1 protein-coding gene is annotated in these 394 nt (G+C 69.8%); it reads left to right on the top strand.

Annotated features, from left to right (window positions below):
* The coding region (locus SB751_RS28420; protein WP_410748839.1) for a cytidylyltransferase domain-containing protein at nucleotides 1-254 on the top strand (254 nt) is incomplete at its 5' end.
* Nucleotides 255-394: the final 140 nt, after the last annotated feature.

Here is a 394-nt window from a genome sequence, read left to right as displayed (position 1 = left end):
CGGCGATGCCCGCACCGGCCTTTCCGGTGTATCGGCACATCGGTCTCTACGCGTATCGCGCGCGCTTTCTGCGCACCTATCCGTCGCTCGCGCAGGCGCCGATCGAGCAGGCCGAGCAGCTCGAACAGCTGCGCGCGATGTGGCACGGCGAGCGCATTGCCGTGCTGATGACCGAGCACGCGCCCGAAGCCGGCATCGACACGCCGGCCGATCTCGCACGCGTGCAGGCCCTTTTTCGCCCGGGTTCAAAATAACCCGTGGCATAATCAGGCGATTGTGCGAGCCGTCCGCGACCCGCGCGTCCTCGCTTGACCCCGCCGCGGCCCGTGCCGGCAGCCGCGCGTCGCCATCGCCGACGCGCCGCCTGCGTTGGCTTCCCGGCGATTGCTGTCGA

It is taken from the genome of Cupriavidus sp. SIMBA_020, from assembly GCF_046535395.1.
GTDB classification, from domain to species: Bacteria; Pseudomonadota; Gammaproteobacteria; order Burkholderiales; family Burkholderiaceae; genus Cupriavidus; species Cupriavidus campinensis.
The sequence above is the reverse complement of the archived record's forward strand: the minus strand, read 5'-3'. Positions and strand labels throughout refer to the sequence as shown.